Source organism: Pseudomonas sp. UTLPPB19802 (genome assembly GCF_059730225.1).
The window spans coordinates 1408735-1428019 of the sequence record NZ_AP048545.1 but is presented as its reverse complement, the minus strand read 5'-3'; the positions used below and the strand labels follow the sequence as shown (position 1 = coordinate 1428019).

16 protein-coding genes and 1 tRNA gene are annotated in these 19285 nt (G+C 62.8%); 12 read left to right on the top strand and 5 right to left on the bottom strand.

What is annotated here, in order from left to right:
• The first annotated feature begins 78 nt into the window (after positions 1 to 78).
• From AC6I6U_RS06420 to pqqE, 11 genes are all read left to right on the top strand, one after another.
• Positions 79 to 3822 carry an EAL domain-containing protein gene (locus tag AC6I6U_RS06420; RefSeq protein ID WP_497881194.1) on the top strand — a complete coding sequence of 1248 codons (3744 nt, stop codon included), beginning with the start codon at positions 79 to 81 and terminating at the stop codon, positions 3820 to 3822.
• Positions 3823 to 3837: 15 nt separating this feature from the next.
• Positions 3838 to 3914 (top strand) — tRNA-Ile (locus AC6I6U_RS06415).
• Positions 3915 to 4129: 215 nt separating this feature from the next.
• The gene (locus AC6I6U_RS06410) at positions 4130 to 4591 is read left to right on the top strand and encodes an Lrp/AsnC family transcriptional regulator (protein WP_497881193.1); all 462 of its coding nucleotides are present in this window, start codon (positions 4130 to 4132) and stop codon (positions 4589 to 4591) included.
• Positions 4592 to 4917: 326 nt separating this feature from the next.
• Complete coding sequence (locus tag AC6I6U_RS06405; RefSeq protein ID WP_497881192.1) at positions 4918 to 6600, top strand: flavin monoamine oxidase family protein; 1683 nt, start codon at positions 4918 to 4920, stop codon at positions 6598 to 6600.
• Between the two features lie 14 nt (positions 6601 to 6614).
• Entirely contained in the window at positions 6615 to 7409 is a 795-nt protein-coding gene (locus AC6I6U_RS06400; protein ID WP_497881191.1) for a carbon-nitrogen hydrolase family protein, read from the top strand.
• 48 nt (positions 7410 to 7457) lie between these two features.
• Positions 7458 to 9935, top strand: a complete 2478-nt coding sequence (gene pqqF, locus AC6I6U_RS06395; protein WP_497881190.1) for a pyrroloquinoline quinone biosynthesis protein PqqF — start codon at positions 7458 to 7460, stop codon at positions 9933 to 9935.
• A gap of 131 nt (positions 9936 to 10066) precedes the next feature.
• Positions 10067 to 10141, top strand: coding sequence for a pyrroloquinoline quinone precursor peptide PqqA (gene pqqA / locus AC6I6U_RS06390; protein ID WP_054057055.1), 75 nt, complete (start codon positions 10067 to 10069; stop codon positions 10139 to 10141).
• 75 nt (positions 10142 to 10216) lie between these two features.
• Positions 10217 to 11128 (top strand): pyrroloquinoline quinone biosynthesis protein PqqB, encoded by a 912-nt coding sequence (gene pqqB, locus AC6I6U_RS06385; protein ID WP_497881189.1) that lies wholly within the window; start codon positions 10217 to 10219, stop codon positions 11126 to 11128.
• A 12-nt stretch (positions 11129 to 11140) separates the two neighbouring features.
• Entirely contained in the window at positions 11141 to 11893 is a 753-nt protein-coding gene (gene pqqC, locus AC6I6U_RS06380; protein ID WP_497881188.1) for a pyrroloquinoline-quinone synthase PqqC, read from the top strand.
• The gene (gene pqqD / locus AC6I6U_RS06375; RefSeq protein WP_497881187.1) at positions 11890 to 12165 is read left to right on the top strand and encodes a pyrroloquinoline quinone biosynthesis peptide chaperone PqqD; all 276 of its coding nucleotides are present in this window, start codon (positions 11890 to 11892) and stop codon (positions 12163 to 12165) included. Before pqqC ends, pqqD begins: the two co-directional genes overlap by 4 nt.
• Positions 12137 to 13303 (top strand): pyrroloquinoline quinone biosynthesis protein PqqE, encoded by a 1167-nt coding sequence (gene pqqE, locus AC6I6U_RS06370; protein ID WP_497881186.1) that lies wholly within the window; start codon positions 12137 to 12139, stop codon positions 13301 to 13303. The genes pqqD and pqqE overlap by 29 nt, the downstream gene beginning before the upstream one ends.
• A 20-nt stretch (positions 13304 to 13323) precedes the next feature.
• Here the strand turns inward: pqqE and AC6I6U_RS06365 are convergent, their stop codons facing one another.
• The 4 genes from AC6I6U_RS06365 to AC6I6U_RS06350 all read right to left on the bottom strand — a co-directional run bounded on the left by AC6I6U_RS06365 (position 13324) and on the right by AC6I6U_RS06350 (position 16190).
• On the bottom strand, positions 13324 to 13644 hold the full coding sequence (locus AC6I6U_RS06365) for a helix-turn-helix domain-containing protein (protein WP_497881185.1): 321 nt from the start codon (positions 13642 to 13644) through the stop codon (positions 13324 to 13326).
• The gene (locus AC6I6U_RS06360) at positions 13628 to 13993 is read right to left on the bottom strand and encodes a type II toxin-antitoxin system RelE/ParE family toxin (RefSeq protein ID WP_497882996.1); all 366 of its coding nucleotides are present in this window, start codon (positions 13991 to 13993) and stop codon (positions 13628 to 13630) included. Before AC6I6U_RS06360 ends, AC6I6U_RS06365 begins: the two co-directional genes overlap by 17 nt.
• Before the next feature lie 218 nt (positions 13994 to 14211).
• A complete protein-coding gene (locus tag AC6I6U_RS06355; RefSeq protein ID WP_497881184.1) occupies positions 14212 to 15495 on the bottom strand; it encodes an aspartate aminotransferase family protein in 1284 nt (427 codons plus the stop codon).
• Positions 15492 to 16190, bottom strand: a complete 699-nt coding sequence (locus AC6I6U_RS06350) for an MOSC domain-containing protein (RefSeq protein ID WP_497881183.1) — start codon at positions 16188 to 16190, stop codon at positions 15492 to 15494. The genes AC6I6U_RS06355 and AC6I6U_RS06350 overlap by 4 nt, the downstream gene beginning before the upstream one ends.
• Before the next feature lie 102 nt (positions 16191 to 16292).
• On the opposite strand from AC6I6U_RS06350, the gene AC6I6U_RS06345 reads away from it, so the two are divergent.
• A complete protein-coding gene (locus AC6I6U_RS06345; protein WP_497881182.1) occupies positions 16293 to 17222 on the top strand; it encodes a LysR family transcriptional regulator in 930 nt (309 codons plus the stop codon).
• Positions 17223 to 17452: 230 nt separating this feature from the next.
• Here the strand turns inward: AC6I6U_RS06345 and AC6I6U_RS06340 are convergent, their stop codons facing one another.
• The gene (locus tag AC6I6U_RS06340) at positions 17453 to 19231 is read right to left on the bottom strand and encodes an acyl-CoA dehydrogenase C-terminal domain-containing protein (protein ID WP_497881181.1); all 1779 of its coding nucleotides are present in this window, start codon (positions 19229 to 19231) and stop codon (positions 17453 to 17455) included.
• Positions 19232 to 19285: the final 54 nt, after the last annotated feature.

The window sequence follows — 19285 nt, the reverse complement described above, 5'->3', positions numbered from 1 at the left end:
AGGGGGGCACAAAAGCCTCCTCCCTCCCCCACAGCCCGTCTACACTCGAATCAATCCCCGTGCCATAACGAGACCGTTATGCCCAGACTGCCAGCCCTGCTACTGCTGTCGCTGCTCACCTGGACCGCAACGGCTGGCGCGTTGAGTCTCACCGAAGAGGAACGTAGCTGGCTTGCAGCCCACCCGGACCTGCGCCTGGGCATTGATTCTTCCTGGCCGCCATTCGAGTTTCGCGACGAAGACGGACGCCACCACGGACTGTCTGCCGACTACATTGCCCTGGTGGAAAAACGCCTGGGCATCCAGCTTACCCCCGCCGAGCCCATGAGCTGGAGCACTGTGCTGCAACAGGCACGCAACAATCAGCTCGACCTGTTACCCGGCGTCATGTCCACCCCCGAGCGCCAGGCCTACCTGGCATTCACCCGCCCTTACCTGGACTTCCCGATCGTCATCCTCGCCCATGAGGGAGGTGCCAAGCCGCGTAACCTGCGCGAGCTGTATGGCCTGAAAGTCGCCGTAACCGAAAACTATGCCCCTCACGAGTTGCTGCGCACCCACCATCCCGACCTGAACCTGGTTGCCCTGCCCAACGTCAGTTCGACCCTTCAGGCCCTGGCCACCGACGAGGTCGATGCGGTGGTCGGCGACCTCGCCTCCACCGTCTGGAGCCAGCGCGAACTCAAGCTCGACGGTCTGTATGTCAGCGGCGAAACGCCCTACCGCTACCAACTGGCAATGGGGGTGCCGCAGGGCCAGAAAATCCTGGCGGGGATCATCGACAAGGTCATGGCCGACATGAGCCCTGCGGAAATCGATGCCATCCAGAAGCACTGGGTTGGCAACGTATTGGCTACCCCCTCCGACTGGGCCGATATCCTGCTCTACGGCCTGCCGGGCGTCCTGCTGCTGGTCACCGTGCTGGCCGTGGTGATCCGCATCAATCGGCGCCTGAGTTCGGAAATTTCCAGGCGGGTAGCCCTCGAGCAGGAACTGCGCAGCAGCGAGTACCACTACCGTGGCCTGGTGGAGAGCCTCTCGGCGATTGCCTGGGAAGCGCGAATGAGCGACTACAGCTACACCTACGTATCGCCCCACGCCGAAGCCCTGCTCGGTTATCCAATGGCGCACTGGCTAGTGCCGGGCTTCTGGCGCAGCATCACCCATCCCGCCGACCTGACCCGTGCCCACGCCTTCTTCGACCATGAGGTGCTGGCCGGTCGTGACCACAGCCTCGACTACCGGGTCATCGCCGCCGACGGCCGAACCCTTTGGGTCCGCGATATCGTCAGCCTGATCGAACAGGGCGATGAACTGCTCATCCGCGGCCTGATGATCGACATCAGCGAAACCAAACACACCGAAGAGGCGCTGCGTCTGTCGGAACAGAAATTCGCCTCGGTTTTCCAGCAATGCCCGGACATCCTGGTGATCGCCCGGCTTTGCGATGGCTGCCTGCTGGAAGTCAATGAAGCGTTCGAGGCACAGATCGGCCTGAACGCTACACAGGTCGTCGGTCGGACAGCCACCGAGCTCAATATCTGGGGCATCGAAGGGGTTGGGCCGGGCCTCCTGCAGCGCTTGCAAGGTGGCAACATCCGCAACCTGGAAATGCTGTTCCGCCGCAGCAACGGACAACTGTTCACCGGGCTGATTTCCGCTGAAGTGTTCGAACTCGACACCACCCCTGCACTCGTGGTCGTGGTGCGTGACATCAACCGGCTCAAGGAAACCCAACAGCAACTGCAGACCTCCGAGGAAAAGTTCGCCAAGGCCTTCCATGCCTCACCGGACGGCATGCTCCTGAGTCGCCAGCGCGACGGCCTGCTGATGGAGGTCAACGATGGATTCAGCCGCCTGACCGGCTACAACAGCGCCAGTTCGCTGGATCACACGGCCCTGGACCTGGGCCTGTGGGTCAACCTCAACGAACGCAAGCACATGCTCGAAGTGCTGCAGCGCGACGGCTTCGTCCGCGACTTCACCTGCCATATCCGCCGCAGCGATGGACAGGTGCGTCTCTGCGAAGTCTCCAGCCGGCCACTGCTCATCGGCGGTGAGGATTGCATGCTGACCATCGCCCGAGATATCACCGAACGCCACCTGATGCAGGAAAAGCTGCAACAGGCCGCCACGGTCTTCGAAAGCACCGCCGAGGGGGTGCTGATCACCGATACCCAGCAACACATCAGCGCGGTCAACCGAGCCTTCACCGAAATCACCGGCTACAGCGAAACCGAGGCCTTGGGCAACACGCCGCGCCTGCTTGCTTCAGGCCAGCATGACAGCGCCTTCTACGTTGCCATGTGGCACCAGTTGAGCGCCGACGGCCACTGGCAGGGCGAAATCTACAACCGGCGCAAGAACGGCGAGCTCTATCCCAGTTGGCTGACCATCAGCGCCGTGCGCAACCGCGACAGGATCATCACCCATTTCGTCGCCGTGTTCGCCGACATCTCCAGCCTCAAGCATGCCCAGGCCCGACTCGACTACCAGGCCCACCACGACCCATTGACCGGCCTGCCCAACCGTACCCTGTTCGAAAGCCGGCTACAGGCAGCGCTGAACAACCAACAGCAGAATGGCGGCCAGGGCGCGGTGCTGTTCCTGGACCTGGACCGTTTCAAGCATATCAACGACAGCCTTGGTCATCCGGTGGGCGACCTGCTGCTCAAGGGCATTGCCCAGCGCCTGAAGGAACAGTTGCGGGATATCGACACCGTGGCCCGGCTGGGTGGCGACGAATTCATCATCCTATTGCCAGGCCTGCATCAACCCAGTGATGCCGAACACCTGGCCAACAAGCTGCTGGACTGTTTCGGTGCTCCGTTCCAGGCCGGCGAACACGAGTTCTTCATCAGCGCCAGCATCGGCACCAGCCTCTACCCCAGGGATGGCAACGACGTCGCCACCCTGGTCAAGAACGCCGATGCGGCGATGTACCGCTCCAAGGCCAAGGGCCGCAACCGGGTCGAAAGCTATACTCGGGACCTCACCGCCCAGGCCAGCGAACGGGTAGCGCTGGAGCACGAACTGCGCCGCGCCATAGAACGCCAGGAGCTGCAGCTCTACTACCAGCCCAAGATCAGCCTCGAGACCGGCAACCTGCTGGGCGCCGAGGCACTGATCCGCTGGCGCAATCCAACCTTCGGCGACGTCCCCCCCGAACACTTCATCCCGCTGGCGGAAGACAACGGCATGATCCTGCAACTCGGCGACTGGGTCCTGGAGCGCGCCTGCCGCCAGATGCAACGCTGGACCGCCCGTTACGGCGACTTCGGCGCGCTGTCGGTCAACCTCGCCGGCGCACAACTGCGCCAGCCGAACCTGCTGGCGCGTATCGAACAACTGTTGAAAGACAACCATCTGCGCCCGGAACGCCTGCAACTGGAAATCACCGAAAATTTCATCATGAGCCAGACCGAAGAAGCCCTGGAGGTGCTGCACCAACTCAAGCGCCTGGGTGTGCAGTTGGCCATCGACGACTTCGGTACCGGTTATTCATCGTTGAGCTACCTCAAGCGCCTGCCGCTGGATGTACTCAAGATCGACCAGTCGTTTGTCCGCGGCCTGCCGGATGACCCCCACGACGCCGCCATCGTCCGCGCCATCATCGCCCTGGGCCGCAGCATGCAATTCACGGTGATCGCCGAGGGCGTGGAGAACCTGGCGCAACAGGAATTCCTTGCTGCCGAAGGCTGCGAACAGATCCAGGGCTACATCGTCAGCCTGCCGCTGTCGGCCGACGAATTTGCCGCCACCTTTCTTCACATGACGCTTTCGGAGTTTTCGGATAGCACAGGAGAGAAACCGTCGTTATAATTCGCGGCCAACTGAGGGCCTATAGCTCAGTCGGTTAGAGCAGAGGACTCATAATCCTTTGGTCCACGGTTCGAGTCCGTGTGGGCCCACCACCTTTGAAAGCCGCGCATTGCGCGGCTTTTGCATTTCTGGCTCCGGTGAACCGCCGTTCAGGAAGCTGGAAGCCACCACTCCCTGCCTTGTAGTCGAGGCCGCATGAGTTCGGCGTTTTCGTAACTGGACGATAAACCGTATAGCTCCCACAATCGGCTCAATCCGTGAGCCGAATAGACAATTTATTCGGCTCACACCCAACTGGAGCCCCATCTTGCACGACAGCCGCAGCATCGCCCTCGACGACATCGATCGCCAACTGATCGCCGCCTTGCAGATCAATGCCCGTGAAAGCGTGGCGCTGCTTGCTCGGAACCTGGGCATTGCCCGCACGACAGTGACCTCGCGCCTGGCGCGCCTGGAGAAGGCCAAGGTGATCACCGGCTACGGCGTACGCCTGGGTCAGCGGGTGGTCGATGGCGGATTGCAGGCTTACGTCGGGATCACGGTACAACCACGCTCCGGCAAGGATGTGGTGCGCAAGCTCAGTGCCATGGCACAGATCCAGCAGCTCTGCGCGGTGAGTGGCGAATTCGACTACGTGGCATGGCTGCGTAGTGACTCACCGGAACAGTTGGATCAGTTGCTCGACCAGATTGGCAGTGTCGAAGGCGTGGAGAAAACCACGACCTCGATCATTCTCAGTAGCAAGGTGGATCGCGGGCAGCCGGTTTAGCAAGAGGCCGGAACAGTCTGAAAGATTTCTGGGCCCCTTCGCGGCGGTCCGACACCTCGGTAAATCCGGCTCCCAGTAAGGTGTCGCGGTGACACCCAGTCCCGTGAGCGCCGGAAAACTGTGGGAGCCGGATTTATCCGCGAAAGAGCCAGCCCGATCACTACAAAATGCACATAAGACTCGTCATAAAGCATCACAACTCAACGAATCGACGATACTTTGCGTCTTATTTACGTACTCCGCGCTCCCTACAATGGCGTCAGTCTTTTCCTATCTATACTCCAGCCGGGTAACGCTCCCGCTGCGAGTCGCCAGCAAGGTCCGCCATGAACAAGAAGAACCGCCACCCAGCCGACGGTAAAAAACCGGTCACCATTTTCGGCCCGGACTTTCCTTTCGCCTTCGATGACTGGATCGAGCACCCAGCCGGCCTGGGCAGCATTCCCGTGGAAAACCATGGCGCCGAAGTCGCCATCGTCGGCGCCGGTATCGCGGGCCTGGTGGCCGCCTACGAATTGATGAAGCTGGGCCTCAAGCCAGTGGTATACGAAGCCTCGAAGATGGGCGGGCGCCTGCGCTCCCAGGAGTTCGAAGGCGCCAAGGGCATCATCGCCGAGCTGGGCGGGATGCGCTTTCCGGTGTCGTCCACCGCGTTCTATCACTATGTCGACAAGCTCGGCCTGGAAACCAAGCCTTTCCCCAACCCGCTGACCCCGGCCTCCGGCAGCACGGTGATCGACCTCGAAGGGCAAACCCACTACGCGGAAAAACTCGCCGACCTGCCGGCGTTGTTCCAGGAAGTCGCCGACGCCTGGGCCGATGCCCTGGAAGACGGCTCACGCTTCGGGGATATCCAGCAGGCTATCCGCGACCGCGATGTGCCGCGCCTGAAGGAGTTGTGGAACACCCTGGTGCCGCTGTGGGACGACCGCACCTTCTATGACTTCGTCGCCACCTCGAAGGCCTTCGCCAAGTTGTCGTTCCATCACCGTGAAGTGTTCGGCCAGGTCGGTTTCGGTACCGGCGGCTGGGACTCGGACTTCCCCAACTCGATGCTGGAAATCTTCCGCGTGGTCATGACCAACTGCGACGATCACCAGCACCTGGTGGTCGGTGGCGTCGAGCAGGTACCACTGGGTATCTGGCGACATGTGCCGGAGCGCTGCGCCCATTGGCCGGCCGGCACCAGTCTCAGCTCGCTGCAACACGGCGCACCGCGGACCGGCGTGAAACGCATCGCCCGCGCCGCCGACGGCCGCTTCGCCGTGACCGACAACTGGGGCGACACCCGTCACTACGCCGCCGTACTGACCACCTGCCAGAGCTGGCTGCTGACCACCCAGATCGAGTGCGAGGAATCGCTGTTCTCACAGAAGATGTGGATGGCGCTGGACCGCACGCGCTACATGCAGTCGTCGAAAACCTTCGTCATGGTCGACCGGCCATTCTGGAAGGACAAGGACCCGCAAACCGGTCGCGACCTGATGAGCATGACCCTGACCGATCGCCTCACTCGGGGCACCTACCTGTTCGACAATGGCGACGACAAGCCGGGCGTGATCTGCCTGTCCTACTCGTGGATGAGCGATGCGCTGAAAATGCTGCCGCAGCCCATCGACAAGCGGGTCAAGCTGGCCCTGGATGCACTGAAGAAGATCTACCCGAAAGTAGATATCGCCGCACGCATCATCGGCGACCCGATCACCGTGTCATGGGAAGCCGACCCGCATTTCCTCGGTGCCTTCAAGGGCGCATTGCCCGGCCATTACCGCTACAACCAGCGGATGTACGCGCACTTCATGCAGGCCGACATGCCGGCCGAACAGCGTGGCATCTTCATCGCCGGTGATGATGTGTCCTGGACCCCGGCCTGGGTCGAGGGTGCGGTCCAGACCTCGCTCAACGCGGTGTGGGGCATCATGAATCACTTCGGTGGCCGCACCCACGCCGAGAACCCTGGCCCAGGTGATGTGTTCGCCGACATCGGCCCGATCGCCCTGGCCGATTGAATGGAGTCGATGCCATGCGCGTAGCGCTCTACCAATGCCCACCGCTGCCCCTTGATGTGGCGGGCAACCTGCAACGATTGCAGCAACTGCTGGGCGAAGCCCATGGTGCCGATGTGCTGGTGCTGCCGGAGATGTTCCTGACCGGCTACAACATCGGCCCCGAGGCCGTCGCGGCGCTGGCACAACCCTACGACGGCGCGGCGGCGCAACACATCGCCGCGCTGGCCAGGGCGGCGAATGTCGCCATCGCCTACGGTTATCCGGAACGCACGGAAGACGGCAATATCTACAACGCAGTGCAATTGATCGATGCCCAGGGAAACAGCCTGTGCAACTACCGCAAGACCCATCTGTTCGGCGACCTCGATCACTCGATGTTCAGTGCCGGGCCGGACGAGTTCCCGGTGGTCGAACTCAATGGCTGGAAACTCGGGCTGCTGATCTGCTACGACGTGGAGTTCCCGGAAAACACCCGGCGCCTGGCCCTGGCCGGCGCCGAACTTATCCTGGTGCCTACCGCCAACATGGTGCCGTTCGACTTCGTCGCCGACGTAACCATCCGCGCCCGCGCCTTCGAAAACCAGTGCTACGTGGCCTATGCCAACTACTGCGGCCACGAGGACGACATCCACTACTGCGGCCAGAGCAGCATCGCCGCACCGGACGGCAGCCGGATCGCCCACGCCGGACTTGATGAAGCGTTGATCATGGGCACCCTGGATCGTGCCGCGATGCAGCAATCGCGGGCCAGCAACCGCTACCTGCTGGACCGCCGCCCCGCGCTCTACGGCCACCTCGGCCGGGACTGAACCGGCGTTATCCGCTAGCATGGGCGCTTCTCTGAAACGGAAGTGCCCATGTCTGCGCCCACCACCCAAGCCCCCGAACGCGCCCTCCTGGCCAATGGCCTGCGGGTCTCGCTGCGCCATGCGCCACAACTGAAACGGTGCGCGGCGAGCTTGCGGGTTGCGGCGGGCAGTCATGACGGGCCGGCGCAATGGCCAGGCCTGGCACACTTTCTCGAACACCTGTTGTTCCTCGGCACCGAGCGCTTTGCCGCCACTGACGGGCTGATGGCCTACGTCCAGCACCACGGTGGCCAAGTGAATGCCCAAACCCGTGAGCGCAGCACCGAGTTCTTTTTCGAACTGCCGCCCCAGGCCTTCGCCGGCGGGCTTGAGCGCCTGTGCGACATGCTTGGCCGGGCACGCCTGGCACCGGATGAACAACTGCGCGAACGTGAAGTACTGGAGGCGGAGTTCATCGCCTGGTCGCGAGACACGGTGGCCCAACGGCAATTCCAGCTTTACGCCGGATTATCCGAGCGTCATCCGCTGCGTGGCGTGCATGCCGGCAATCGCGCCAGCCTGCAGGTCGAAGACCCGGCCTTCCAACAGGCGCTGCTCAGCTTTTACCAAGGCTTCTACCAGACCGGGCAAATGACTCTGGGCCTGGTCGGACCGCAGTCGCTGGATGAACTGAAGTCCCTGGCGCAAACCCTGACCGCCAGCCTTCGCCCAGGCCAGGCGATCGAGCAGAAAGCGCCGCCGGCACTGTTCGAAAATGGCAGCCGAAGTTATCAACAGGCCAACGAACAACAGCTCGACCTGCTCCTGGGCTGGGAAGATCTGCCCGAGGGCGCCTGGCAGGCCGTGGACTTTCTCTGCACCTGGCTCAACGACAGCCAGCCCGGCGGGCTCTCGGCGGCGTTGCGCGAGCGCCTGTGGATAAATTCGCTGAAGGCCACGCCGCTCTATCAGTTCGCCGGCCAAGCGCTCGTACGGATCGAAGTCGAACTGACACCTGAGGGTGCCGGCCAGAGCGCCGCAATCCAGGGCCTGCTGGACGAATGGCTGGCCTTCTTCGCCAGCCACGCCGACTGGCCCGGGCTGCGCCGGGAATACCGCCTGTTGCAGAACCGCAAGATCCGCAGCAGCACGGCCCTGGAACAGGCACGACGAGACGCTGGCGACGCCGCCTCGGAGTTCTCGGAGACCGCCCTGTACGCCCTCAAGGCCATGCTGGGCCGGAACAGGATCGCCTCTGTGGATAACTCGACGATGGCCTGGCGACTGCCTCCAGCCAACCCCTTCCTGCGTTCCAGCGCGCCAGCCGAACATCCGGGCCTGATCCGCGGGCAGACCAGCGCCCACCGCGGTCTGCGCACTTTCGCCCAGGATCGCCTGCACAAACGCCGCGACTCGTCTGCCATCACCCACATAGAGCTGCCGGCGAACGACAGCGGCGAGGCATCCGTCTACCTGCGCTGGCAACTGGATACCCCGAGCGATACCACAACCCTGCATGCACGGCTGGACCAGAGCCTGCACAACCTGCGAGCCCAGGCGCGGCAGGCCGGCGTCGAAATGTCCTTCACGGTCCAGGCCGATGCCTGGCAACTCCAGCTCAGCGGTTGGCGCGAACCCATTCCGGCAATTCTCGAACAGGCCCTGCGCGGCCTGGTAAACCCCGCCGAGACGATCTGGCAGGCGCCAATCGAACAACCCAAGCCACTGATCCCCATCCGCGAACTGATCAGGCAGTTGTCCGAGCAGGCACAGCCCGCCATTGAGTCCACATGGGATACCGAACGACTGGGCGCACTCTGGGCCAACGCCAAATGGCAGGGACTGGCCATCGGTTTCCCCGCCGCCCAACCGGCCCTCAACAATGCCTTGAGCCGCGCCCCCGGCATCCCGACACGGCAAGTGCCTCCACGGCACGTGGTGCCGGGTGAAAAGCGCTGGCAAACCGTGCCCTGCGCAAGCGGCGAACAGGCCTTGCTGCTGTTCTGCCCTGTCGCCAGCGATAGCATCGTCGACGATGCCTGCTGGCGCGCACTCGGCCAATTGATCCAGGCGCCGTTCTACCAGCGTCTTCGGGTCGAACTGCAATTGGGCTACGCGGTGTTCAGCAACGTCCGTCAGATCCAGGGGCGCACCAGTCTGCTGCTCGGCGTGCAGTCTCCCAACACATCGCTGGCCGACCTGCTCGGACACTTCGAAGATTTCCTGGCAAGCCTTGCCGAACGGGTCGACAACCTCGACGACAGTGCCTGGCACGCCCAGCTTGAAGCGCTGGCCGCGCAGTTCAACCTGGCTGATCTGCCCCTGGGGCAGGCCGCCGAGCTGCTCTGGCAGGCGCATCTGGCCAACCACTCGTCGGATTATCTCGAATGCCTCGCTTCGGCGATTCGCAGCCTGGAACGCGAGCGGCTGCAAACCGCCGCCAAACAACTCAACCAGGCCACCGGCGGCTGGCTGTGCCTGGCCAACGGCCCAGCGCCGCGGCCCGGTTGGCCGGCGGCGAGCGGATCATTACCCGGCCTGCAATGAGCTTTCTCCAAGAAAACGGTCTACTTACCCGGTAAGATTCAGTAACATTAGCTTGCTAAGCATTTGAACATCTCCTCGCGGAGGTGGACTATATGTAGAGACACCCATCCACCCAACCGAAGGAGTCACTCATGGCCTGGACCAAACCCGCCTACACCGACCTGCGCATCGGCTTCGAAGTCACCATGTACTTCGCCAACCGTTGATCCGTTGGTATGCAGCGCAACGCCTCGGTTCGCCGGGGCGTTTTCATTTTCAGTCCCTGAGTGAGTAACAGCGTCATGTTCGTCCAGATTCTCGGTTCCGCCGCCGGCGGCGGCTTTCCCCAGTGGAACTGCAACTGCGCCAACTGCGCGGGCTTTCGCGATGGCAGCCTGAGGGCCACCGCACGTACCCAATCCTCCATCGCCCTCTCTGATGATGGCGTGAACTGGGTACTGTGCAACGCCTCGCCGGATATCCGCGCCCAACTCCAGGATTTCGCCCCCCTGCAGCCCGGCCGGGCACTGCGGGATACCGGCATCAGCGCGATCATCCTGATGGACAGCCAGATCGACCACACCACCGGCCTGCTCAGCCTGCGCGAGGGCTGCCCGCATCAGGTCTGGTGCACCGACATGGTGAAGGAAGACCTGAGCACCGGCTTCCCCCTGTTCAAGATGCTGACCCACTGGAATGGCGGCCTCGACTGGCAACGCATCGAACTCGAAGGCAACTTCACCATCCCGGCCTGCCCCAACCTGCGTTTCACTCCGCTACCTCTACGCAGCGCCGCCCCGCCCTATTCGCCACACCGCTTCGACCCGCACCCGGGCGACAACATCGGCCTGATCGTCGAGGACCTGCGTACCGGGGGCAAACTGTTCTACGCTCCAGGCCTGGGCAAGGTCGACGAACCGCTGCTGCGGATCATGGCCGAAAGCGACTGCCTGCTGGTCGACGGCACCCTGTGGGATGACGATGAAATGCAGCGCCGCGGCGTCGGCACCCGTACCGGCCGGGAAATGGGCCACCTGGCGCAGAGCGGCCCTGGCGGCATGCTCGACGTGCTGGAGCAACTCCCGGCACAGCGCAAGGTCCTTATCCATATCAACAACACCAACCCGATTCTCGACGAAGACTCGCCGCAGCGCGCCGAACTGCTACGGCGCAATGTCGAGGTTGCCTACGACGGCATGAGCATCGAGCTGTAGGAGCACCACCGCATGAGCGACACCCCGCTGTCCCGCGCCGAGTTCGAACAGGCGCTACGCGCCAAGGGCGCCTATTACCATATTCATCACCCCTACCATGTGGCGATGTATGAAGGCCGCGCCACCCGCGAACAAATCCAGGGCTGGGTCGCCAACCGTTTCTACTACCAGGTCAACATTCCCCTCAAGGACGCGGCGATCCTGGCCAACTGCCCCGACCGGGAAATCCGTCGCGAGTGGATCCAGCGCCTGCTCGACCATGATGGCGCCCCCGGCGAGGATGGCGGCATCGAAGCCTGGCTGCGCCTGGGCCAGGCAGTCGGCCTTGATCCCGAGCAACTGCGTTCCCAGGAACTGGTGCTGCCCGGCGTGCGTTTTGCCGTGGACGCCTATGTCAACTTCGCCCGTCGGGCCAGTTGGCAGGAAGCCGCCAGCAGTTCGCTGACCGAGCTGTTCGCACCACAAATCCACCAGTCGCGCCTGGACAGCTGGCCACAGCACTACCCCTGGATCGATCCCGCCGGCTACGAGTACTTCCGCACCCGTCTGGGCCAGGCCCGGCGCGATGTCGAGCACGGGCTGGAGATCACCCTGCAGCATTACACGACCTATGAAGGGCAGCAACGCATGCTGGAGATCCTACAGTTCAAACTGGACATTCTCTGGAGCATGCTCGATGCCATGAGCATGGCCTACGAGCTGCATCGTCCGCCCTACCACAGCGTGACCGACCAGCGGGTCTGGCACCGAGGAATCGCCCTATGAGCTTCGATCGCGGCATGACCCCCAAATGGCGCCCCGGCTATCGTTTCCAGTACGAACCGGCACAGAAGGGCCATGTACTGCTGTACCCGGAAGGCATGATCAAGCTCAACGAGAGCGCGGCCCTGATTGGAGGGCTGATCGATAGTCAGCGCAATGTGGCGGCAATCATCGCCGAACTGCAAAAGCAGTTCCCCGATGTCCCGGAGCTTGGCGAGGATATCGAGCAGTTCATGGAGGTCGCCCGTGCAGAGCACTGGATCGAACTGGCCTGATTCCAAACTGCCGCCCAAACCGGAAGTCGGCCTGCCACTATGGCTGCTCGCCGAATTGACCTATCGCTGCCCGCTGCAATGCCCGTACTGCTCCAACCCGCTGGACTTCTTCGGACAGGGCCAGGAACTGGACACCGAACAGTGGTTCAAGGTGTTGCGCGAGGCACGGGAAATGGGCGCCGCCCAGTTGGGTTTTTCCGGGGGCGAACCCCTGGTGCGCCAGGACCTCGTCGAGCTGATCGCCGAGGCGCGTCGGCTGGGCTTCTACACCAACCTGATCACTTCCGGCATCGGCCTGACCGAGCAGAAGATCAGCGACTTCCGGCAGGCCGGCCTGGACCATATCCAGATCAGCTTCCAGGCCAGCGACGAGCAGGTGAACAATCTGCTGGCCGGCTCGAAGAAGGCTTTCGCGCAAAAGCTGGAGATGGCCCGGGCCGTGAAAGCCCATGGCTACCCGATGGTGCTGAACTTCGTCACCCATCGGCACAACATCGACCGGATCGACCGCATCATCGAGCTGTGCCTGGCCCTGGAGGCGGACTTCGTCGAACTCGCCACTTGCCAGTTCTACGGCTGGGCACAGCTCAATCGCCAGGGCCTGTTGCCGACCCGCGAGCAACTGCAGCGCGCCGAGCGCATCACCAATGAATACCGTGCCCGGCTGCAGGCTGAAGGCAACCCCTGCAAACTGATTTTCGTCACCCCGGACTACTACGAGGAACGCCCGAAAGCCTGTATGAATGGCTGGGGCAGCCTGTTCCTCACCGTCACCCCGGACGGCACCGCACTACCCTGCCATGGCGCACGGCAACTGCCGGTGCAGTTCCCCAATGTGCGCGATCACAGCCTGCAACACATCTGGTACGACTCGTTCGGTTTCAACCGCTTTCGCGGTTACGAGTGGATGCCCGAACCCTGCCGCTCCTGTGACGAGAAGGAAAAGGATTTCGGCGGCTGTCGCTGCCAAGCCTTCATGCTCACCGGAGACGCCAGCAATGCCGACCCTGTATGCGCCAAGTCCCATCACCACGACGTGATCCTGCAGGCCCGCGAAGAAGCCAACCTGGCTGGCCCGGCCATTGAACAGCTGGTATTTCGCAACGAGCGCAACTCGCGCCTGATCGCCAAGGGCTGAGCACCTCGGCGCGGCTGCGCTCAGGCGAGTATCTGCAGGCCGTGCTTCTGGACGATGCTCAGCAGCTTGAGCGCCATGCCGCTGGGCTGCTTGTCGCCAGCCTCCCACTGCTTGACCGTCGACACGCTGGTGTTCAGGTAACGGGCGAACACCGGCTGGCTGACATGGTTGCGCTCACGCAACGACTTGATCTGCTCGGGCGCGATCTCATCCGGCACCGCTGCCAGGCACGACTCGTCGAACTCACGCATGGTCGCCTTGTTGATCGCGCCGACGGCGCGCAGGGCGCTGGCCGACTCATGGACCGACGCCAAGGCCTCGGATTTATACCGCTTGCTCATACGCTATCTCCACAAACTCTCTCATATCCAGCAGTTGCCGAATCTGCCGGCTGTTCAGGTTCTCATAAGCCTTCGCCAATGCCTTGAAGGCCTGGAGTTCCTGCTGGCTGATATTGCCCTGGTCACTCTTGGCGAACAGAAACTGGAAGACCCAGTAACACCGGCCCCGGGCCAGGACGATGGAACGGTGGCGATTTTCGTTCAGGCGCTTTTTCCACACCCCGCCACCCAGGTTGTCGGCCTGCCCCCTGATCACCGCGCCCATCGCCAGCACCAGTTCGGCGTCGTCGATCTTTGCCTTTTTGGCGCTGGCGGCGAATCCCCTGGTTTTGAAAACCCTGTATCGCATGGAAATCCTTCTCCATAAAACATACCACCAGGTGGTACATAAATTCAATTCCATCACGCCTCTTTCCGCCCAAAGGCAACTGCGCTCGATTCACAGGGAAGACAAGCTGGAACGCCGCCCAGAAAAAAACACCCCGTGCCAAAAGAGTCAGGCACAGGGCGACGCGTTATACCGCGAGACGGTTCGGAAACAGGTTCAGGAAAAGGCAGCGGGCTGGGTCAGACGGCGATACCCTTGCGGCATTGCACCTGGGCGGTACGCACCCGGGAAAAGGCGCGGGCCAGGCGCAGCAGCATTTCGTCGATGGTGCTCTGACTGACGGTCAGGGCCGGGGAAAAGCGCAGGCTGTCGCTGGTGGGCGCATCGAGCAACAGGCCTTCCTGCAGCGCAGCCTTGACCACCGCATCCGCCGAGGCATCGCTCAAGGTCAGGCCCCAGAGCAGTCCTGCACCACGCAAGCCGCCCTGTTCGTAACGCCGCGCCAGCCGATCGAGGCCCTGCCGCAAGTACTCGCCGCGCTCGGCTACTTCGGCGAGAAAACCGTGCTTGAGCAGCGTCTCGAGTACCGCCAGGCCGGCCGCGCTCATCAGCGCATTGCCGTGATGACTGCCGCCGATCTCCCCGGCCTCGAAACAACATGCCGTACCCCGTGCCAGCAGCGCCGACAGCGGTGCACCGCCACCCAGGCCCTTGCCGAGGACGATGATGTCGGCGCGCACCTCATACAGTTGCTCGGCCAGCAGGCTGCCACAGCGACCAATGCCGGTCTGCACCTCGTCGAAGATCAGCAGGATGCCCAACTCCCGACACAACCGCTCAACACCCTGGAGATACTCCCGGGTCGCCGGGGTGACGCCGGCGGCACGCTGGATGGGTTCGAGCATGATCGCCACGGTCTTGGCGTCCACTGCGACATGCAACGCATCAAGGTCGTTGAACGGTACCTGGCTGAAGCCCGGCAACTGGGGCTCGAAACGGTTGCCGAAGCAATCCTGGCCGGACGCCGACATCGCACCAAAGCTGCGACCATGGCAGGCATTGCTCGCGCTGATGATCCGGTAGGCACCGCCGCGATGCAGCTGACCCCACTTGCGCGCCAGCTTGATCGCCGCCTCGCAGGCCTCCGAGCCGCTGTTGAGGAAATGCACCTGGTCGCTGCCAGTGGCGCGACACAGACGGTCGGCCAATTTCGATTGCACCGGGTTATGGAAGCCCGCCCCGACATTGATCAGGCTGTGAGCCTGGTCTGCCAGTGCATGGGCCAGCACACCGGGACTGTGGCCGAGGCTGTTGCTGCCGCCGCCCTGGCTGAAATCCAGGTAGGCCCGCTCTTCGCTGTCCCACACCCAGGAACCCTGGCCGCGGACGAAAACCGGGCTCGGCCGTTCGGTGGCGGGCATCAAGTGCTCGCTGGGCGCCTGCTCGTGCCGGGTGCGGGGTTGATAGTCGGCGGTCAGGTCATCGAGGCTCGGCTGCGGCCGGCGCAGTTTGAACAGATTCATGCGCGCAGACCTTCCAGCGGCAACCCGAGCAGCCGAGCAGACCAGTCCTCGACCCGGCCGCTGCGCAAGCGGCGAATGGCAATGTCGCGCCAGCGCGAGGACAGCGCCGGACAGTCCACCAGTTTCTTCAGCCCGGCATGCTCCAGCGGTTCAACATAGAACGCGTGCAGCGCCCAGGCCACGCTGAGGCCCGGATAGCTGCGCTGGAGCAGTTCGAATGGTTGGTCGGCGCTGACGAAACCGGGCTTGAGCACCCGATAGAACCAGCCGCAGCGCCCGCTGTCCTGGGCCTGCTGTGGCAGTTCGGGCAGGCCCCAGCGGTGGCTCAGGCGATAGCACGGCGAACGGGGCTGGCTGACCTGCAGCAACGCACCGCCCCAGCGAAACAGATCGCCGAGGCACACATGCTCTTCAGTCAGGCCATGGGTCGAGAGGTTCTCGCCAAAGGCCGGTGCTGCCCATTCGAACTGCGGATACCGTTTGCGCCAGTGGTCATAGTGCTCGGCGGGGTAATGATGCAACGCCCGCTCCGGGCCGCTGTGGAAACGCGGATCCCCCTGCTCGTCGCTGCCCAACCCCTGTGGCCACAACCAGAGCCGGCTGGCAACCCGGTGTTTATCCGTATCGCTGACCAGACCCTGCCCAAGATTTTTTGCCTTGCCTATGTAAACACCATCCACGCAAACGGTATTCATCGCACGCTCTGGCCCTGTAAGCCCTTTGAATTGGGGTTAGACTAGGGCCCCGAGGCATTCACGGCCATTTCGTTTTTCGAGCATTTTCGATAAGTATCACTTATGGATTTCAAGCAACTGCGTTATTTCGTCGCGGTGTATGAAGAAGGCCACGTCGGGCGTGCCGCCGAACGGCTATCGATCTCCCAGCCAGCCCTGTCGCAACAGATACGCCACCTGGAACACAACCTCGACGTCAGCCTGTTCGAACGCAGCAGCAAGCGCCTGCTGCCGACCCTGGCCGCGCACACGCTGTACAACCATGCCCTGCCGCTGCTAGACGGCATGCAGCGGGCCCGTGAAGCCCTGCGCAACTTCCAGGGGCAGGCGCTGCGCACACTCGCCATCGGGGTGCTGCAGACCGTGCACACCAGCCTGGTGCCGCAGATGCTCGAACGGGTGCGCAAGGCCCATCCGCACCTGGTGGTGCAGATCTACGAATTGACCGGCCTCGAAATCGAACGACGGCTGCTCAACGGCTCGCTGGATATCGGCATCAGTTATCTGCCACCACGCCAACCGGGACTGCATGGATTACCGCTGTACGAAGACGAGCTGCAACTGGTGATTCCCGCCGAGCATCCGTTGCGCGAATTCAAGAAAGTCTCGCTCGGCCAGGCGGCCGAACTGCCAATGCTGCTGCTCGGCGAAGAGTTCCAGATCCGCCAGATCTGGCAGGCGCAACTGGCCAACCTCGGCCGTCGCCCACAGGTCCAGGCCGAACTGAACAACATGGCGGGGATTCTCGACAGCCTGCCCCATACCCGGTTGGCCACCGTGCTGCCGGGGCGCTCGCGGGACGAACATGATGACCATGACCTGCTGTGGAAGCCGCTCACGGAACCACGGGTGTCGCTACGGGTCGGCCTGGTGTGTCGGGACGTGCAACGCCAGCAGGCATCGCTGGAGCTGCTGCGGGTGCTGCTGGACGATGTGATGAACAGCCCGGTCGCCCACCTGCCGGGAGCTGCGGGGCTCGAAAGCCTGGGCTGAAGAAACTTTTTCGCGGGCAAAAGAAAACCCCGCCGAAGCGGGGCTTTGCAGACTGTTTCCCTGACATCCATTTCGCTCCACCATCCTGGCGGAATCCCTACGTGTCCGTGTTTTGCTTTGAGCTTCCTGCTCGACGTCCTTCATATGTAGATTACCGCTGGATCCAAAACGACGATATGGGCAAACAGCAGCGCGTCATGTAAGCAAATGCTTACATGACGCATTCAGTATCAAAACTGCTCCGCATCGAGCAGGAACAGCGATTCGCTGCCCGCTTTTACCGACGCCGTCAGCGAGTGAATACGCGGCAGCAGGCGTGCGAAATAGAAGCGCGCGGTGCCCAGTTTGCTCGCGTAGAACGTCTCTTCCTGCTCCTTGCCCAAGGCTGCCCTGGCCATCAGCGCCCACATGTAGGCGTATGCGGTGTAGCCGAAGGTGTGCAGGTATTCGACTGATGCCGCACCGATCTCGTCGGGGTTGCTCCTGGAGCGGTCGAGCACCCAATTGGTCAGCTCGTCGAGGTTGTCCACCGCGGCCGCCAGGGGTTTGGTGAACTCGGCCAGGTCGGCGCTCGCGGTGTCGATGAAGTGCCGCACTTCCTCGGCGAACAACCGATAGTAGGCGCCGCCGCTGCCAACGATCTTGCGGCCCACCAGATCCAGCGCCTGGATACCGTTGGTACCTTCGTAGATCTGGGTAATGCGCACGTCACGCACCAGTTGCTCCTGGCCCCACTCACGCACATAACCGTGGCCACCGAAGACCTGCTGGCCGTGAACCGTGGTTTCCAGGCCCAGGTCGGTGAGGAACGCCTTGGCCACCGGCGTCAGCAAGGCCACCAGTTCATCGGCACGCTTGCGGGCCGCAGCGTCCTCGCTGAACTTGGCGGTGTCGAGCTGCATCGCCACATAGGTAGAGAATGCCCGGCCGCCTTCGTTTGCCGCCTTCATGGTCAGCAGCATGCGACGCACGTCCGGATGCACGATGATCGGGTCGGCCGCCTTGTCCTTGGCCTTCGGGCCGGTCGGTGAACGGCTCTGCAGACGGTCACGGGCATATTCGATGGCGTTCTGGTAGGAACGCTCGCCGGAAGCCAGGCCCTGGATACCAACGCCCAGGCGTTCGTAGTTCATCATGGTGAACATCGCCGCCAGCCCCTTGTTCGGCTCGCCCACCAGGTAACCCACGGCCTCGTCGAAGTTCATCACGCAAGTCGCCGACGCCTGGATCCCCATCTTGTGCTCGATCGAACCACAGGTCGCCGGGTTGCGCGCGCCCAGGCTGCCGTCGGCATTGACCAGGAACTTGGGCACCAGGAACAGCGAGATGCCTTTCGGACCGGCCGGTGCATCCGGCAGCTTGGCCAGCACCAGATGGATGATGTTCTCGGTCAGATCGTGCTCGCCACCGGTGATGAAGATCTTGGTGCCGCTGATCTTGTAGGAACCGTCCGCCTGCGGTTCGGCCTTGGTACGGATAATTCCCAGGTCGGTGCCGGCATGGGGTTCGGTCAGGCACATCGAACCGGCCCAGGCACCGGCGTACATGTTCGGCAGGTAGGTTGCCTTGAGCTCTTCGCTGGCGTGGGTGTTGATCGATACGCAGGCACCGGAAGTCAGCATCGGGTACAGGCCAAAGGCGAGGCTGGCCGAGTTGATCATCTCCTCGACCTGGGCCGACACGGCCTTGGGCATGCCCATGCCACCGAACGCCGGGTCGCCGCCGACGCCGACCCAGCCACCCTCGGCATAGGTCTGGTAGGCCTGCGGGAAACCGCTGGGCGTGTTGACTGCGCAATTGTCCCAGCGGCAGCCTTCTTCGTCGCCAATCCGGCTCAGGGGCGCGATGCTCTTGGCAGTCACCTTGCCAGCTTCCTCGAGAATCGCCTCGACGGTTTGTGCGTCGACGGTCTCGGCCAGGGCAGGCAATTGGGCCCAGAGGTTGGCGACCTCGAAGACTTCATTGAGGACGAAGCGCATATCGCGCAGGGGCGCTTTGTAGTCAGCCATGGCAAACCTCGCAGGATCTAGAACGATGTGGTCCGTGCGGGACCGATTTACGAA

What these genes read in the sequence shown, in the direction of transcription:
- AC6I6U_RS06355 (WP_497881184.1), bottom strand. Translation starts at nt 15,495, where the DNA reads ATGAATCTGTTCAAACTGCGCCGGCCGCAGCCGAGCCTCGATGACCTG.
- AC6I6U_RS06400 (WP_497881191.1), top strand. Translation starts at nt 6,615, where the DNA reads ATGCGCGTAGCGCTCTACCAATGCCCACCGCTGCCCCTTGATGTGGCG.
- AC6I6U_RS06420 (WP_497881194.1), top strand. Translation starts at nt 79, where the DNA reads ATGCCCAGACTGCCAGCCCTGCTACTGCTGTCGCTGCTCACCTGGACC.
- AC6I6U_RS06360 (WP_497882996.1), bottom strand. Translation starts at nt 13,993, where the DNA reads ATGCGATACAGGGTTTTCAAAACCAGGGGATTCGCCGCCAGCGCCAAA.
- AC6I6U_RS06345 (WP_497881182.1), top strand. Translation starts at nt 16,293, where the DNA reads ATGGATTTCAAGCAACTGCGTTATTTCGTCGCGGTGTATGAAGAAGGC.
- AC6I6U_RS06405 (WP_497881192.1), top strand. Translation starts at nt 4,918, where the DNA reads ATGAACAAGAAGAACCGCCACCCAGCCGACGGTAAAAAACCGGTCACC.
- AC6I6U_RS06365 (WP_497881185.1), bottom strand. Translation starts at nt 13,644, where the DNA reads ATGAGCAAGCGGTATAAATCCGAGGCCTTGGCGTCGGTCCATGAGTCG.
- pqqF (WP_497881190.1), top strand. Translation starts at nt 7,458, where the DNA reads ATGTCTGCGCCCACCACCCAAGCCCCCGAACGCGCCCTCCTGGCCAAT.
- pqqC (WP_497881188.1), top strand. Translation starts at nt 11,141, where the DNA reads ATGAGCGACACCCCGCTGTCCCGCGCCGAGTTCGAACAGGCGCTACGC.
- AC6I6U_RS06350 (WP_497881183.1), bottom strand. Translation starts at nt 16,190, where the DNA reads ATGAATACCGTTTGCGTGGATGGTGTTTACATAGGCAAGGCAAAAAAT.
- pqqD (WP_497881187.1), top strand. Translation starts at nt 11,890, where the DNA reads ATGAGCTTCGATCGCGGCATGACCCCCAAATGGCGCCCCGGCTATCGT.
- AC6I6U_RS06340 (WP_497881181.1), bottom strand. Translation starts at nt 19,231, where the DNA reads ATGGCTGACTACAAAGCGCCCCTGCGCGATATGCGCTTCGTCCTCAAT.
- pqqB (WP_497881189.1), top strand. Translation starts at nt 10,217, where the DNA reads ATGTTCGTCCAGATTCTCGGTTCCGCCGCCGGCGGCGGCTTTCCCCAG.